This window comes from Streptomyces sp. NPDC059452 (assembly GCF_042750035.1).
Classification (GTDB): Bacteria; Actinomycetota; Actinomycetes; order Streptomycetales; family Streptomycetaceae; genus Streptomyces.
Genome location: NZ_JBHYVE010000008.1, coordinates 150,853 through 165,706 on the forward strand (window position 1 = coordinate 150,853; position 14,854 = coordinate 165,706).

The following is a 14,854-nucleotide window of genomic DNA, read 5'->3' on the forward strand; positions in this document are numbered from 1 at the left end:
GTGAGGGTCCGTTGTCCACAGGGCGGCGGGCCCTCACCCGTCTGTCTGCGACACTGGATGAACCATGCCTAAGCCCGGAGAACTCACTTTCGTCGCGCCCCGCGGAGCCAAGAAGCCGCCGCGGCACCTCGCCGACCTCACGCCCGCCGAGCGCAAGGAAGCGGTCGCCGCGACCGGCGAGAAGCCGTTCCGCGCCCAGCAGCTCTCGCAGCACTACTTCGCGCGGTACGCGCACGACCCGGAGCAGTGGACCAACATCCCCGCCGGATCCCGGGAGAAGCTCGCCGAGGCGCTGTTCCCCGACCTGATGTCCGTGGTCCGCCACATCAGCTGCGACGACGACACCACCCGTAAGACGCTGTGGAAGCTGCACGACGGGACACTGGTCGAGTCCGTCCTGATGCGCTACCCCGAGCGCGTCACGATGTGCATCTCCTCCCAGGCCGGGTGCGGGATGAACTGCCCCTTCTGCGCCACCGGGCAGGCCGGGCTCGACCGCAATCTGTCCACCGCCGAGATCGTGCACCAGATCGTCGACGGCATGCGCGCCCTGCGCGACGGCGAGGTGCCCGGGGGTCCGGCCCGGCTCTCCAACATCGTCTTCATGGGCATGGGCGAGCCGCTCGCCAACTACAACCGTGTCGTCGGAGCGATCCGCCGGCTCACCGACCCCGAGCCGGACGGTCTCGGCCTCTCCCAGCGCGGGATCACCGTCTCCACCGTCGGGCTCGTCCCGGCGATGCTGCGCTTCTCCGACGAGGGCTTCAAGTGCCGCCTCGCCGTCTCGCTGCACGCCCCGGACGACGAGCTGCGCGACACCCTCGTCCCCGTCAACACCCGGTGGAACGTCCGCGAGGTGCTGGACGCCGCCTGGGAGTACGCGGAGAAGTCCGGCCGCCGGATCTCCATCGAGTACGCCCTGATCCGGGACATCAACGACCAGGCCTGGCGCGGCGACCTGCTCGGCCGGCTGCTCAAGGGCAAGCGGGTGCACGTCAACCTGATCCCGCTGAACCCCACGCCCGGCTCCAAGTGGACCGCCTCACGGCCCGAGGACGAAAAGGCGTTCGTCGAGGCCATCGCGGCCCACGGCGTGCCCGTCACCGTCCGGGACACCCGTGGCCAGGAGATCGACGGGGCCTGCGGGCAGCTGGCGGCCTCCGAGCGCTGAGGGCCGCGACGGGCGCCGGGAGCGGCCACCTCACCGGTCCCGGGACGCTCCGGCGGACGAGGCCGAAAACCGCCGGTGTAGCCTGGGCCGAAATCAACTTCATATTCCGACAGGGGAGCGCCACAGCGCTGAGAGTGCGGCACCAAGGACAGGTTGGCCGCAGACCCTCTGAACCTCGCCCGGGTCATTCCGGGTAGGAAGTTCGGACCTTACTCAAGCTGTTGCGCCCTGCCCGCTTCCGGTACGTCCGGGGGCGGGCGGGGCCGCGTCTCTTCCTGGTCACCTCCAGGAGGAATCACATGAACACCACCAAGAAGTACGCCGCGACCGCGCTCGCCGCGGCGCTCGGCGTCACCGTCCTCGCGGGCTGCGGCAGCTCCGACGACGACGCCCCGGCCGGCTCCGGCGCGTCCAAGGGCAGCGGCTCCAAGACCGTCACCCTGGTCACCCATGACTCCTTCAACGCCTCGGAAGACGTGCTGAAGCAGTTCACCAAGGAGAGCGGCTACACCGTCGAGCTCCTCAAGAGCGGTGACGCCGGTGCCGCGCTCAACCAGGAGATCCTGACCAAGGGCTCCCCGCGCGGTGACGTCTTCTTCGGTGTCGACAACACCCTGCTCTCCCGCGCCCTCGACAACGACCTCTTCACCGCGTACGAGGCCAAGGGCCTGGACCGGGTCGCGGACGGCACCGAGCAGGACGACAAGCACCGCGTCACGCCCGTCGATACCGGTGACATCTGCGTCAACTACGACAAGAAGTACTTCGCCGACAAGAAGCTCGCGCCCCCGCAGACCTTCGAGGACCTGCTGAAGCCCGCGTACAAGGACCTCCTCGTCACCCAGAACGCGGCGAACTCCTCGCCCGGCCTCGGCTTCCTCCTCGGCACCGTCGCCACCCAGGGCGAGGACGGCTACGAGGAGTACTGGAAGAAGCTGAAGGCCAACGGCGTCAAGGTCGTCGACGGCTGGGAGGAGGCGTACCACGAGGAGTTCTCGGGCTCCGCGGGCGGCAAGAAGGCCAAGGCGGACCGGCCGCTGGTCGTCAGCTACGCCTCCAGCCCGCCCGTCGAGGTCCTCTACGCCGACCCGCAGCCCAAGGAGGCCCCGACCGGCGTCTCCACCGGGACCTGCTTCCGGCAGACCGAGTACGCCGGACTCCTGAACGGCGCGAAGAACGAGGCGGGCGGCAAGGCGCTCCTGGACTTCCTGATCAGCAAGACGTTCCAGGAGGACGTGCCGCTGAACATGTTCGTGAACCCGGTCGTGAAGGACGCCGAGCTGCCGGAGATCTTCACGGAGTTCGGTGAGACCGTCGAGAAGCCGGCCACGGTGGCGCCGGAGAAGATCGCCGCCAACCGTGAGCAGTGGGTCCGGTCGTGGCACTCGCTCGTCGTGAAGTAGGCAGCACCTCCAAGGCCGCCGGGTCCGGACCCGTGCCCGGCGGCGCGCGGACCGGCGGCGGAGGCGGGCGGCGTGGTGCGGCGGTGCGGCTCGGCGGCGGAGGCGGGCGGCGCGGAGCCGCGGTGCGGCTCGGTCTGATGGCCGTGCCCGTCGCGTTCTTCGCCGTCTTCTTCGCCTACCCCGTCTCCGCGATCGTCGGCCGCGGGCTGAAGACGGACGGTGCGTGGCAGTTCGGTCGGGTCGGCGAGGTGCTGGCCCGCCCGGACATCCTCGACGTCCTCTGGTTCACCACCTGGCAGGCCCTCGCCTCCACCGCGCTCACCCTGCTGATCGCCCTCCCCGGCGCGTACGTCTTCGCGCGTTTCGACTTCCCGGGAAAGCAGGTGCTGCGCGCGGTCGTCACCGTGCCGTTCGTGCTGCCCACCGTCGTCGTCGGCACCGCGTTCCTGGCGCTGCTCGGGCGCGGCGGCTTCCTGGACGAGCTCTGGGGCGTACGGCTCGACACCACCGTGTGGGCGATCCTGCTCGCGCACGTCTTCTTCAACTACGCGGTGGTCGTCCGGACGGTCGGCGGCCTCTGGTCGCAGCTGGACCCGCGGCAGGAGGAGGCCGCCCGGGTGCTCGGCGCCGGACGGTTCGCCGCCTGGCGGCGGGTGACCCTGCCCGCGCTCGGCCCGGCGGTGGCCGCCGCCGCGCTGATGGTCTTCCTCTTCACGTTCACCTCGTTCGGTGTCGTGCAGATCCTCGGCGGCCCCGCCTACTCCACCCTGGAGGTGGAGGTCTACCGTCAGACCGCCCAGCTCCTCGACCTGCCGACGGCCGCCGTGCTGACCATGGTCCAGTTCGTGGCGGTCGGCGCGATCCTCGCCCTGCACGCCGTGACCGTACGCCGCCGGGAGCGGGCGCTGAAGCTCGTCGACCCGGCGCAGACCTCCCGCCGGCCGCACGGCCCCGGCCAGTGGGCGCTGCTCGGCGGGGTGCTGCTCACCGCGCTGCTGCTGATCCTGCTGCCGCTCGGTGTGCTGGTGGAGCGGTCGTTCGACGGTCCGGAGGGTTACGGCTTCGGCTACTACGAGGCCCTTCAGTCCGCCGGGGGCAGCGGCTCGACCTTCCTCGTACCGCCGCTGGAGGCGGTCGGCAACTCCCTCCAGTACGCGTTCGTCGCCACGCTCATCGCCTTGGTCGTCGGCGGTCTCGCGGCGGCCGCCCTGACCCGGCGGGCGGGACGGCTGGTACGCGGCTTCGACGCCCTGCTGATGCTGCCGCTCGGGGTCTCCGCCGTCACCGTAGGCTTCGGCTTCCTCATCACCCTCGACAAGCCGCCGCTCGACCTGCGCACCTCCTGGATCCTGGTCCCGCTGGCCCAGGCGCTGGTGGGCGTCCCCTTCGTCGTACGGACCATGCTCCCCGTGCTCCGCGCGGTGGACGAGCGGCTGCGCGAGGCCGCCGCCGTGCTGGGAGCCTCCCCGCTGCGGGCCTGGCGCGAGGTCGATCTGCCGCTGGTGCGGCGGGCGGTGCTGGTCGCCGCAGGCTTCGCGTTCGCCGTGTCGCTCGGGGAGTTCGGCGCCACCGTCTTCATCGCCCGGCCCGACAACCCGACCCTGCCGGTCGCGGTCGCCCGGCTGCTGGGCCGGTCCGGGGAGCTCAACTACGGGCAGGCGATGGCCCTCAGCACGATCCTGATGCTGGTGTGCGCGGTCTCGCTGCTGCTCCTCGAACGTATCCGTACCGACCGATCCGGGGAGTTCTGAACGATGGCAGAGGGCGCGATGGCCGGGGAACGGTGCACATGCTGAGCCTGCAAGCCGCCACCGTACGGTTCGGGAAGCGGACGGCCCTCGACGCGGTCGACCTGGAGGTCGCCGACCACCGGATCGTCTGTGTGCTCGGCCCCAGCGGCAGCGGGAAGTCCACCCTGCTGAGGGCCGTCGCCGGGCTCCAGCCCATGGACGGCGGCCGGGTACTGCTGGCCGGCCAGGACCAGAGCGGCATCCCGGTCCACCGGCGAGGCCTCGGCCTGATGTTCCAGGACCACCAGCTCTTCCCGCACCGCGACGTCGGCGCCAACGTTGCCTTCGGCCTGCGGATGCACGGCACCGGGCGGGCCGAGACCGAGCGCCGGGTCCGTGAACTGCTGGAGCTGGTCGGCCTCCCCGGCGCCGAACGCCGCGCGGTCGCCGCCCTCTCCGGTGGCGAACAGCAGCGCGTCGCCCTCGCCCGCGCCCTCGCCCCCCGCCCCAAGCTCCTGATGCTGGACGAACCCCTCGGCCAGCTCGACCGCAGCCTGCGCGAACGGCTCGTCGTCGAACTGCGGACCCTGTTCCAGGAGTTGGGTACGACGGTGCTCGCCGTCACCCACGACCAGGGCGAGGCCTTCGCGCTCGCCGACCGGGTCGTCGTGATGCGGGACGGGCGGATCGCCCAGGAGGGGAGCCCGCTGGACGTCTGGCAGCACCCCGCCTCCGCGTTCGTCGCCCGCTTCCTCGGCTTCGACAACGTGACCCCGGCGACCGTGACCGGCTCCGCCGCCGCCACGGCCTGGGGCAAGGTGCCGGTCCCCCCGGGCTCCCCCCAGGGCGAGGTGGATGTCCTGGTCCGCCCCGCCGGGGTGCTCATCGGCGCCCCGCAGGACGGGCTCCGCTGCGTGGTCGGCGTACGCACGTTCCGCGGGAACCACGTGACCGTGCGGCTGACCCCCGAGAACGCCCCGGTGCTGGAGGCCGAGTGCACCCTGCGGGACACCCCGGACGAGGGCGCGGTGGTGGGGGTGCGCTTCGACGCGGCGGAGACGGTGGTGCTCGAAGGCGCGTAGGGCCTCTCGTCTGGATCATGCCGGGCTCGCGGGCCCCGGCAGGCGGCAGTTTGACGACAGGCCCTAGGGGGCGCGGCTTCCCGCCACCACCAGCCCCAGTTCGTACGCCAGGATCACCGCCTGCGCCCGGTCCCGCAGCCCCATCTTCGCGAAGAGCCGGTTGATGTGCGTCTTGACCGTGTGGTCGGTGATGGTCAGCCGGGCGGCGATGTCCGCGTTGGACAGGCCCTGCGCGATGAGGACGAGCACCTCCGCCTCGCGCGCGGTCAGCCCCTCGACCGAGCGGACCGGCGGCGCGCTGACCCGCTGCCGGGTGAACTCCGAGATCAGCCGCCCGGTGATCTCGGGGGCGAGCAGCGCGTGGCCGTCCGCCACCACCCGTACCGCGTGCAGCAGTTCGGGGAAGGTCGCGTCCTTGAGGAGGAAGCCGCTGGCGCCCGCCGTCAGCGCGTCGTACACGTACTCGTCCAGGCCGAACGTCGTCAGCATCAGCGCCTTCGTCGCCCCGCCCGAGGCGGTGACGATCTCGCGGGCCGCCCCGATCCCGCCGAGCCGGGGCATCCGGATGTCCAGCAGCGCGACATCGGGCCGCAGTTCGGCCGCGACCCGGACCGCCTGCTCACCGTCCTCCGCCTCGCCGACCACCTCGATGTCGTCCTGGGTGTCCAGCAGGCTGGAGAACGCCGTCCGTACGACCGCCTGGTCGTCGGCGACGATCACTCGGATCACCACGGAAGTTCCGCCTCCACGAGAAAGCCGCCGGCCGGACCTCGGCCGGTGGTGAGTCTGCCGCCGAGCAGGGCGGCCCGCTCGCCCATGCCCACCAGGCCGTGACCGGGGCGTCCGACGGGCTCCGCCGCCCGGGTGGCGGGCGGACCCGGACCGTCGTCTCCGACCCGGACCCGCAGCAGCCCCGGCCGGTGGTCTATCTCCACGACCGCGTGCGCGCCCGGCGCGTGCCGACGCACATTGGTCAGCGCCTCCTGCACGATCCGGTACGCCGACAGCTCCCAGGACGCCGGCAGCGGCGTCTCCTCGCCGCTGACGCGCAGTTCCGCCGAACCGTCCACCGCCCGGTGCTGGTCGAGGAGTTCACCGAGCGCGGCCAGCGACGGCTGCGGGGCGGTGAGGACGGGGGCGTCGGCGCCGGTGCGCAGCACCCCGAGCAGCCGTCGCAGCTCCGCCATCGAGGACCGCGCCGTGCCCGCGATCTCCTGGAAGGCGTCCCGGGCCGGTGGTGAGAGGTCCGGTGTCGTGTACGTGGCGCTCTCGGCCCGCACCGCGATCATCGAGACCGAGTGCGCGATCATGTCGTGCAACTCCCGGGCGATCGCCGCCCGTTCCGCCTCGGCCGCCTGCCGCCGCTCCATCGCCAGCAGCCGCGACTGGGCGGCGGCCCGCGTGTGCCGGGCCTCCTCGCGCGCCCGTACCGCGTCACCCGCGCTCACCGCACCCAGGATCATCACCGTCAGCACCAGCGTCTCGGCGTACAGCCCCAGGTTGAACCGGTCGGCGCCCTGGAGCGCCGGAAGGGCGGGGGAGCCGTCCCGGGTCCAGCGGTCGATGTGCACCAGGTTGACGGTCAGGGCCGCGAGCGAACCGGTCAGGACGAGCACCGCCGGGTGCTGCACCCGGTGCCGCCCCAGCGTGTAGCACCCCATCAGCAGACCGGCCACCGTCGCATGGGCCATATTGCCGTCGGTGCCGAAGCTGAGCAGCGCCGCGCCGACGCTCAGGAACCCCACGGTGGGCCGGACGGACCGCAGCGTCAACGAGGCCGTGCACACCAGCACCCCGAACGCCGTGATCGCCGAACCCGGTACGAGAATCAGCTCCACGACGGCGTAGAGCGTCAGCGCGCCCCCCGTCAGCGCGGCGTACGAGGGCGCCGACGTCCAGCGCCGCAGCCGCTGCCGCAGGTCCCGTTCCGGTGGCGGGGTCCCGGCGGCGGTCGCTGCCGTTCCGGTCTCCCCGATGGTGCGTGTCATACGGCGATTCTTCGTCACCGCCCGGGGCGGAAGCATCGGACCACGGTGCGAATTCGCGGGGCCGTGTCATACCGCGGTTTGACCCGGAAGACCGGACGGTGGTGTGACGATCCGTGAGCGGGCCGTTCCTAGCCTCGGATACATGGCGATCACGGCTTTTCCCACCACCCCCGACCAGCGGCTGCCGGAACGCTTCGGGCTGCCCGGCGGCCCCGGCTGGTGGAGCTTCTGCGCGGCGGCCTCCCTGGCCCTGGCCGCCCTCACCTCCCTCGGCCCGCACCGCGTCTGGGGCGTCACCGGCGCGCTCGGCTACGCGGCGGCCGCCGTGCTCGCGGCCCGCGGACATCGCGTCCGGACCGTGGGCGCGGTCGCCGTCACCGGCGCGGTCGCACTGCCGCTGGTGGTCCTCCTCGCCCTGGACCGGGCGCAGTTGGAGGTGACGGTCGTGGCCCGGTCGGCCGCGCTCCTGCTGACGGACGGCACGCCGTACTCCGCGCACCCCCTGATACCCGAGGACTTCACCCCGTATCTGCCCGGCATGGCGGTGTTCGGGATTCCGGAAGCGGTGGCCGGGGCCGGGCCGTTCACCGACCCCCGGCTGTGGATGGGCGCGGCCTTCCTCGCTGCGGTCGCGTACGCCCTTCCGGCGGGGGCCCGGCGTGGGCCGCTGATGTGGCTCGCCGCCTGCCCGCTGGTTGCGCTGCCGCTCGCCGTCGGCGGGGTGGACCTGCCGGTGGTCGGCCTGATGTGCCTCGGCCTTGCGGAGGCGGGCCGGGGGAGGGCCGGGCGCGCGGGGCTCTGGATCGGGCTCGCCACCGCGCTCAAGTGGACGGCCTGGCCCGCGCTGCCGGTGGTGCTGGCTCTGCTCGCGGCGGCTTCGGCAGGGGAGGGGCGCGGCGTTTCGTGGGCGGTACGGGGAGGGCTTGGGCGGTCGGGTGGTGCTCCGAGAGCGGTGCGGCGGCCCGGTGCCACCCTGCGGTGCGCGCTCGTCGCCCTTCTCACCGCCGCCGCATTCGTCCTGCCCGCCGCCCTGCGCGATCCCGGGGCCTTCTACGCCCATGTCGTGGCCTTCCCCCTCGGCCTGACCGACGCGGTGTCCTCCGCTGCCAGCCCGCTCCCCGGCCATCTGCTCGCCACCCATGTCCCGGGCGGCCGCACCCTGGCCCTCCTCCTGCTCGGGGCGAGCGCCCTTCTGGTCGTGGTCTCCCTGCTCGTACGGCCTCCGGCCACGGCCCCGGACGCCGCGCTGCGGCTCGCGCTCGGGCTGCTCCTCGCCATCGCGTTCCTGCCCGCGACCCGGTTCGGGTACCTGGTGCACCCGCTGGTCCTCGCGGTGTGGGCGGCGGCGGTGCGGCGGAGGCCGGTCGGTCCCTCCGCTCTCGCCCCCGTGCGCGTGCGGAAGAAGGCGCCGCGATGACTGTCCGCCGCGCATCCGCCCCCGTACGCGTACAGAAGAAGGCAACGCGATGACCCGCCGCCGTACCCTCGTCGTCACCAACGACTTCCCGCCGCGCCAGGGCGGGATCGAGACCTTCGTCCACGCCATGACCGGACGCTTCCCCGCCGGTTCCGTCGTCGTGTACACCTCCGCCGAACCGGGGGCGGCCGCCCATGACGCCGGTCTGCCGTACCCGGTGGTCCGCGACCCCGCCCGGATGCTCCTGCCCACCCCGCGCGTCACCGGCCGGGCCGTGGAGCTCGCCCGCCGCCACGGCTGCGACAGCGTGTGGTTCGGGGCCGCCGCGCCGCTCGGGCTGATGGCGGCGCGGCTGCGGCGGGAGACCGGGGTGCGTCGGGCCGTCGCCACCACGCACGGGCACGAGGTCTGGTGGGCCCGCACCCCGGGGAGCCGGGCGCTGCTCCGGCGCATCGGGGCCCGTACCGACGCGGTGACCTATCTCGGCCCGGCCACCCGCGCCCCCATAGCCGCCGCACTCGGCCCGGCCGCCGCCCGCCGGATGGTGCGGCTGGCACCTGGGGTGGACGCGGAGGCGTTCCGGGGAGGGGCCGGAAGACGGCGGACCCGCGAGCGGTACGGGCTCGGCGCCCGGCCGGTGGTCCTGTGCGCGGCGCGGCTCGTCCCCCGCAAGGGCCAGGACACCCTGATCCGCGTGCTCCCCGCCGTACGGCGTGCGGTGCCCGGCACCGTACTCCTGCTGACCGGCGACGGACCGTACGCCCGCACCCTGCGCCGACTCGCCGCGGACACAGGGGTGGCGGACCACGTGATCCTCGCGGGCGGGCAGCCGCACGCCGGGATGCCCGGCCACTTCGCCGCCGCCGACGTCTTCGCCATGCCGTGCCGGACCCGCAGACGCGGCCTGGAGGTGGAGGGGCTCGGCATCGTCTTCCTGGAGGCGGCGGCTGCCGGGCTGCCGGTCCTCGTCGGCGACTCCGGCGGGGCGCCCGACGCCGTGCGGGACGGGGAGACGGGGCATGTGGTGGACGGGCGGGACGTGGACGCCGTCGCGGACCGGCTCATCGGGCTGCTGCGGGACCGCGAGGCCGCCGCCGCGATGGGAGAGAAGGGCCGGGCCTGGGTCCGCGAGGAGTGGGGGTGGGACAGCACGTACGCCACGCTGGAGGGGCTGCTGAGGCCCTGACCGGCGCGATAGGACGGGGCAGGGGCAGGGGCAGGGGCAGGGGCAGGGGCAGAGGCAGGACGACAGGACAGGACAGGGCGGGGCAGGCCGGGCAAGCTGGAGACGGCCCTCCGGACCCAAGCCCCAGGACCCAAGCCCCAGGACCCAAGCCCCCGGACCGGACCCCAGACCCCCGCCCCCGCCGCCCCCGCCCTCAAGACAAGGACCGCGACCATGAACGGTGGTACCCGTCAGGGCATCGATCTCACCCGTGTGCTGAACGCCCCGCAGCGGCGCGTCTTCGCGGCCTGGACGTCACCGGAGGACTTCGCCGCCTGGTACGGGGGCGAGGCCGACGTCCCGCTGGACCGGGTGTCGATGGACGTGCGGCCCGGCGGTGAGTGGAGCCTGGTCATCGTGATGCCGGGTGTCGAGATGCCGTTCCACGGGGTGTACCGCGAGGTGAGCGAGCCCGACGGGCTGGTCCTCACACTGAAGGACGGCTCCGCGACGGCGCCCGAGGAAGAGGAAGAGGACGGGGACGAGGGTACGGAGAGCGAGGTCATCACCGTCACCTTCACCGATCTCGGCCACGGAACCACCGAGCTGGCCTTCCAGCAGCGCGGCGGCAACCTCACGCCCGCCCAGTACGCGGCGGCGGAGGACGGCTGGGAGGCCTTCTTCGACGCCCTCGCCGCCCGCCTCGCCACCCACCCCTGAGCCACCGGGCCCCGGTCCGCCCCCCCCAGCGGCCCGGCCTACTTCGCCAGCGGCAGCGCCGCCAGCTCCGCGATCACCCAGGTCAGCGGGGCGAACACGGCCAGCAGGGCGGCCGCCCGCAGCGCGGTCGCCGAGCGCAGGACCGAGGCCGGTGCGCCCATCCGCAGCAGCGCCTGAGCGGTGTGGGCGCGGGCCTGCTTCGCCTCCAGGGCCGAGGTCAGCAGGGTCGCCACCGTACAGCCGAGGACCAGCACCGCACCGAGCGCGGTGAGCGGGCCCCAGGGGCGCTCGTCGCCCCCGTACAGCGCCGACGCGGCGATCACGGCGGCGATCACCGCGCAGACGATCCCGAGCGGACGGCCGATCCGGCGCGCCTCGTCCATCAGGACCCGGCCCGCCAGCAGGCGTACGGCACCGGGGCGCACCGCCTGGAGCGCCCGCCCGCACAGGTGGGTCAGGCCCGGTCCGGCCATGGCCAGGCCGATCGCGGTCAGCGTCCAGCCCACCAGCACCGCCACCGGGGTCGCGTCGAACCGGCCCGGCAGCGGGAACGCGCTCCCCGCCCCGCCCCGTGACGCGTACGCCTCGACCGCCAGCCCCGCCGCCACCAGCGCCACGCCCCAGGGGAGACCGCTCGGCGCGGCAGCGGGCTCCGGCAGCTCCTCGGAGCCGAAGGTGTCCCGCGCCGGGTCGGGCCGCGACCGCAGGGCCAGCGCACTCGCCGTCGCCGAGGCTACCGGTACGAGGGCCAGCAGCATCAGCGCGGCGCCCAGCGGCAACGGGGCGCCCGCGCCGAGGAACTCCGCCGCACCGCCGTCGAACGGCATCCCGGTCAGATCGCCGCGCAGATGCAGGAAGAAGAGCAGCGCCACCATCGAACCGAGCGTCGTGGAGACGGCGGTCGAGACGGCGGCCAGCACCGAGAGCCGCACCGGGCCGAGGCCCACCGAGGAGAGGCCGGGCCGGGGCCGGGTGCTCGGGTCCGTACGGGCCACCGCCACGGCGAACTGCACGGTGGCGGCCAGCGGCACGAAGCACCACAGCAGCCGCAGCACCGAACCGGCGGAGGCGGGGTGCGCGGAGGCGTATCCGAGGGCGGAGAGGAGAAGGAAGCCGACTCCGGCCGATGCGGCGGCCACCAGGAGCCGCCGGACCAGGACGAGGGGATGCGTACCGCGGGCTAGACGGAGAGCGAGCACGCCGCGCTGCCCTCCGTATCGGGTACGCCGGGGAGCGCGACGGTGGCGACGCGGCGGCCGTCCAGGAGCGGGACGGTCCGGTCGGCGAGGGCGGCGACCTCGGCGTCATGGGTGGCCAGGACCACCGTGATGCCGTGCGAGCGGGCCGCGGCGGTCAGGGTGCGCAGGAGCTGGGAGCGCTCGGCCCGGTGCAGGGTCGCGGTGGGCTCGTCGGCGAAGATCACCGTCGGCTGCGCGCACAGGGCCCGGGCCACGGAGACCCGCTGGCGCTCGGCCTGGAGCAGGGCGTGCGGGCGCTTCTTGGCGAGGGTGGCGATGTCGAGGCGCTCCAGCCACTCGGTGGCGGCCTTCTTCGCGGCCCGGTGCGAGACACCGCGCAGCAGCAGGGGCAGCGCCGCGTTCTCCCAGGCGGTCAGCTCGGGGACGAGCTGCGGATCGGCGGCGATCCAGCCGAACCGTTCCCTCCGCAGCTGCTCGCGTACCCGGGGGCTCATGGTGTGCACGGGCACGCTGTTGAACCAGACCTCGCCCTGATCGGGCACCAGCCGGCCCGACAGGCAGTGCAGCAGGGTCGTCTTCCCGCTGCCGCGCGGGCCCGTCACGGCCAGGATCTCGGCGTCGCGGATGCCCACGGAGACACCGCCGAGACCGGGTGATCCGTTGTGGGAGTGGTGCAGGGAACGCGCCCAGATCACGTCGTTGTCCGGCGGGGCCACCATGGCGTACACCTCGGTTCGGATGAGTTTTCCCGTTCCCCCGTACGGGGGAACGAGGACGCGGCCGATCGGTCACTGGGCACCGTAGGGAGTCGGACCGGGGTGTACGGACAGCACGCGGCCCGGATGCGCCCCTTCTCACTCGAAAGGGCGTATCCGGGCCGGGTGGACCGTATGAAATGACCGCTGAATGATGATCATCCGGCGCTGATGGTGGTGGTCAGACGCCGACGGCGGTGGGCAGTGGTCAGACGCCCTTGGCCGTGGTCAGAGCTTCGTCCACGCCTCCGTCAGCACGGCCCGCAGGATGCCCTCGATCTCGTCGAACGTCGACTGGTCCGAGATCAGCGGCGGCGCGAGCTGGATGACCGGGTCGCCGCGGTCGTCGGCCCGGCAGTAGAGGCCGTTGTCGTAGAGCGCCTTGGAGAGGAAGCCGTACAGGACGCGCTCGGTCTCCTCGTCGGTGAACGTCTCCTTGGTGGCCTTGTCCTTCACCAGCTCGATGCCGTAGAAGAAGCCGTTGCCGCGGACGTCGCCGACGATCGGCAGGTCGTGCAGCTTCTGGAGCGTGGTGAGGAAGGCGCTCTCGTTGTCCAGGACGTGCTGCGGGAGGTTCTCGCGCTCGAAGATGTCCAGGTTGGCGAGGCCGACCGCCGCGGAGACCGGGTGGCCGCCGAAGGTGTAGCCGTGCAGGAAGGTGTTGCCGCCCTGGTAGAACGGCTCGGCGACGCGGTCCGAGACGATGCAGGCACCGATCGGGGAGTAGCCGGAGGTCATGCCCTTCGCGCAGGTGATCATGTCCGGCACATAGCCGAACTTGTCGCAGGCGAAGATCGTGCCGAGGCGGCCGAAGGCGCAGATGACCTCGTCCGAGACGAGCAGCACGTCGTACTTGTCGCAGATCTCGCGGACCCGCTGGAAGTAGCCGGGCGGCGGCGGGAAACAGCCGCCCGCGTTCTGCACGGGCTCCAGGAAGACCGCGGCGACGGTCTCCGGGCCCTCGAAGAGGATCTCCTGCTCGATCTGGTCGGCGGCCCAGCGGCCGAAGGCCTCCGGGTCGTCGCCGAAGAGCGGGGCGCGGTAGATGTTGGTGTTCGGCACCTTGTGCGCGCCGGGGACCAGCGGCTCGAAGGGGGCCTTGAGCGCGGGCAGGCCGGTGATGGACAGGGCGCCCTGCGGGGTGCCGTGGTAGGCCACCGCACGCGAGATGACCTTGTACTTGGTCGGCTGGCCCTTGAGCTTGAAGTACTGCTTGGCCAGCTTCCAGGCGGTCTCGACGGCCTCGCCGCCACCGGTGGTGAAGAAGACCTTGTTCAGGTCGCCCGGCGCGTAGTCGGCGAGACGCTCGGCCAGCTCGACGGCCTTCGGGTGGGCGTAGGACCACACCGGGAAGAAGGCGAGCTCCTGGCCCTGCTTGTACGCCGTCTCGGCGAGCTCGTGACGACCGTGGCCCGCGTTGACCACGAACAGGCCGGAGAGGCCGTCGAGGTAGCGCTTGCCCTTGTCGTCGAAGATGTAGGTTCCCTCGCCACGCACGATGGTGGGAACGGGTGCGTTCTCGTAGTCCGACATGCGGGTGAAGTGCATCCACAGGTGGTCGTACGCGGTTCGGCTGAGGTCCTTGCTCACGGCTATCGGGTTCCCCACATGTAGGTCTGCTTCTTGAGCTTGAGGTAAACAAAGCTCTCGGTGGAGCGCACGCCGGGAATGGCCCGGATGCGTTTGTTGATCGTCTCCAGCAGGTGGTCGTCGTCCTCGCAGACGATCTCCACCATCAGGTCGAAGGAGCCCGCGGTCATGACCACGTACTCGCACTCGGCCATCGCCGACAGGGCTTCGGCCACCGGGTCGAGGTCGCCCTCGACATTGATGCCGACCATCGCCTGGCGCCGGAATCCCACGGTGAGCGGGTCCGTGACGGCGACGATCTGCATCACGCCCTGGTCGAGCAGCTTCTGGACGCGCTGGCGCACAGCCGCTTCGGAGAGGCCGACGGCCTTGCCGATCGCGGCGTACGGACGGCGTCCGTCCTCCTGGAGCTGCTCGATGATTGCGAGGGAGACGGCATCGACCGCTGGTGACGATCCGTTCCCGGTCCTGGAGTCTGCGCTGCGACTGGCCACACATCCACTCTGCACCGCACTCGTCTGTCTCGCAACCCCTGAGCGATGAAATTCGTTGAGTGAGTGCCAATTGTCGACTGAATCCGAAGCTGCGGGTGGTTGGGTATGTCGAAAGCGTCGCCGGAGCGATTAGGGTGGGT

Annotated in this window: 13 protein-coding genes and 1 riboswitch; of the genes, 7 read left to right on the forward strand and 6 right to left on the reverse strand. The window is 72.5% G+C overall.

Going from position 1 to position 14,854, the window contains the following annotated elements:
• Positions 1-64: 64 nt before the first annotated feature.
• The 4 genes from rlmN to ACFW9Z_RS13955 all read left to right on the forward strand — a co-directional run bounded on the left by rlmN (position 65) and on the right by ACFW9Z_RS13955 (position 5,386).
• Complete coding sequence (rlmN, locus tag ACFW9Z_RS13940) at positions 65-1,171, forward strand: 23S rRNA (adenine(2503)-C(2))-methyltransferase RlmN (protein WP_030569530.1); 1,107 nt, start codon at positions 65-67, stop codon at positions 1,169-1,171.
• A 101-nt stretch (positions 1,172-1,272) separates the two neighbouring features.
• Positions 1,273-1,389: riboswitch (TPP riboswitch) on the forward strand.
• Between the two features lie 81 nt (positions 1,390-1,470).
• The gene (locus tag ACFW9Z_RS13945) at positions 1,471-2,574 is read left to right on the forward strand and encodes a thiamine ABC transporter substrate binding subunit (RefSeq protein ID WP_384639189.1); all 1,104 of its coding nucleotides are present in this window, start codon (positions 1,471-1,473) and stop codon (positions 2,572-2,574) included.
• A 137-nt stretch (positions 2,575-2,711) separates the two neighbouring features.
• Positions 2,712-4,325: an ABC transporter permease gene (locus ACFW9Z_RS13950; RefSeq protein WP_384639472.1), complete on the forward strand. Its 1,614-nt coding sequence runs from the start codon at positions 2,712-2,714 to the stop codon at positions 4,323-4,325.
• Positions 4,326-4,363: 38 nt separating this feature from the next.
• On the forward strand, positions 4,364-5,386 hold the full coding sequence (locus ACFW9Z_RS13955; protein ID WP_384639192.1) for an ABC transporter ATP-binding protein: 1,023 nt from the start codon (positions 4,364-4,366) through the stop codon (positions 5,384-5,386).
• Positions 5,387-5,449: 63 nt separating this feature from the next.
• On the opposite strand, the gene ACFW9Z_RS13960 is transcribed toward ACFW9Z_RS13955, so the two are convergent.
• Together ACFW9Z_RS13960 and ACFW9Z_RS13965 are read right to left on the reverse strand one after the other, a co-directional pair.
• The gene (locus ACFW9Z_RS13960) at positions 5,450-6,118 is read right to left on the reverse strand and encodes a response regulator (protein ID WP_384639195.1); all 669 of its coding nucleotides are present in this window, start codon (positions 6,116-6,118) and stop codon (positions 5,450-5,452) included.
• Positions 6,112-7,374, reverse strand: a complete 1,263-nt coding sequence (locus ACFW9Z_RS13965; protein ID WP_384639199.1) for a sensor histidine kinase — start codon at positions 7,372-7,374, stop codon at positions 6,112-6,114. The genes ACFW9Z_RS13960 and ACFW9Z_RS13965 overlap by 7 nt, the downstream gene beginning before the upstream one ends.
• A gap of 142 nt (positions 7,375-7,516) precedes the next feature.
• On the opposite strand from ACFW9Z_RS13965, the gene ACFW9Z_RS13970 reads away from it, so the two are divergent.
• The 3 genes from ACFW9Z_RS13970 to ACFW9Z_RS13980 all read left to right on the forward strand — a co-directional run bounded on the left by ACFW9Z_RS13970 (position 7,517) and on the right by ACFW9Z_RS13980 (position 10,676).
• Positions 7,517-8,791 (forward strand): hypothetical protein, encoded by a 1,275-nt coding sequence (locus tag ACFW9Z_RS13970; protein WP_384639202.1) that lies wholly within the window; start codon positions 7,517-7,519, stop codon positions 8,789-8,791.
• A 49-nt stretch (positions 8,792-8,840) separates the two neighbouring features.
• Positions 8,841-9,977 carry a glycosyltransferase family 4 protein gene (locus tag ACFW9Z_RS13975; protein WP_384639205.1) on the forward strand — a complete coding sequence of 379 codons (1,137 nt, stop codon included), beginning with the start codon at positions 8,841-8,843 and terminating at the stop codon, positions 9,975-9,977.
• Between the two features lie 213 nt (positions 9,978-10,190).
• Positions 10,191-10,676 (forward strand): SRPBCC domain-containing protein, encoded by a 486-nt coding sequence (locus ACFW9Z_RS13980; protein WP_384639208.1) that lies wholly within the window; start codon positions 10,191-10,193, stop codon positions 10,674-10,676.
• 38 nt (positions 10,677-10,714) lie between these two features.
• Here the strand turns inward: ACFW9Z_RS13980 and ACFW9Z_RS13985 are convergent, their stop codons facing one another.
• The 4 genes from ACFW9Z_RS13985 to ACFW9Z_RS14000 form a co-directional block, all read right to left on the reverse strand.
• Positions 10,715-11,875 carry a hypothetical protein gene (locus tag ACFW9Z_RS13985; protein ID WP_384639211.1) on the reverse strand — a complete coding sequence of 387 codons (1,161 nt, stop codon included), beginning with the start codon at positions 11,873-11,875 and terminating at the stop codon, positions 10,715-10,717.
• A complete protein-coding gene (locus ACFW9Z_RS13990) occupies positions 11,857-12,594 on the reverse strand; it encodes an ABC transporter ATP-binding protein (RefSeq protein WP_384639214.1) in 738 nt (245 codons plus the stop codon). The genes ACFW9Z_RS13985 and ACFW9Z_RS13990 overlap by 19 nt, the downstream gene beginning before the upstream one ends.
• 264 nt (positions 12,595-12,858) lie before the next feature.
• On the reverse strand, positions 12,859-14,238 hold the full coding sequence (locus ACFW9Z_RS13995) for an aspartate aminotransferase family protein (RefSeq protein WP_384639217.1): 1,380 nt from the start codon (positions 14,236-14,238) through the stop codon (positions 12,859-12,861).
• Positions 14,223-14,714, reverse strand: coding sequence for an Lrp/AsnC family transcriptional regulator (locus ACFW9Z_RS14000; RefSeq protein ID WP_030928325.1), 492 nt, complete (start codon positions 14,712-14,714; stop codon positions 14,223-14,225). Before ACFW9Z_RS14000 ends, ACFW9Z_RS13995 begins: the two co-directional genes overlap by 16 nt.
• Between the last annotated feature and the right edge of the window lie 140 nt (positions 14,715-14,854).